The organism is Tropicibacter alexandrii, assembly GCF_003667315.2.
GTDB lineage: Bacteria > Pseudomonadota > Alphaproteobacteria > Rhodobacterales > Rhodobacteraceae > Tropicibacter > Tropicibacter alexandrii.
The window spans coordinates 1-511 of sequence record NZ_RCTZ02000065.1 but is presented as its reverse complement, the minus strand read 5'-3'; the positions used below and the strand labels follow the sequence as shown (position 1 = coordinate 511).

The following is a 511-nucleotide window of genomic DNA, read 5'->3' as shown; positions in this document are numbered from 1 at the left end:
TCCTCGCACAAGCGGCTGACCTGGCTCTTCGAGATGCCGGTCCCGCCCATGGCTTGCACGAGGTCATCCATGGCGCGGGTGGACACGCCGTGAACGTAAGCTTCCTGGATCACCGCCGTCAGCGCCTTCTCGACGGAGCGCCTCGGCTCAAGGAAAGACGGAAAGTATGAACCGGTGCGCAGGCGCGGGATCCGCAGTTCGACGCTGCCCGCACGGGTCTGCCAGTCACGGTCGCGGTAGCCATTGCGCTGCGCCAGCCGATCGCTGCTCTTCTCGCCGTAGTCCGCGCCGGTCTTGGCGCCGACCTCCAGCTCCATCAGCCTTTCGGCCGCGAAACCGATCATCTCGCGCAGCAGGTCAGCATCGGCACTCTTTTCGACAAGCGCACGCAGGTCCATCATGGGTTTGGTCATCGGGTATCGTCCTCGGTTCAGGTTGGTTCTCGCAACCCGACCCTACCGGGAAACCCGATGGCCACCGCCAGCTACACCACGCCCGGGGACGTCACCGG

At 65.2% G+C, this 511-nt stretch carries 1 protein-coding gene; it reads right to left on the bottom strand.

The window, feature by feature from the left end; all coding sequences use genetic code 11:
- Positions 1–413 (bottom strand): transposase (locus D8Z78_RS24375; protein WP_206169736.1); only part of this gene is annotated, 413 nt, incomplete at its 3' end.
- Positions 414–511: the final 98 nt, after the last annotated feature.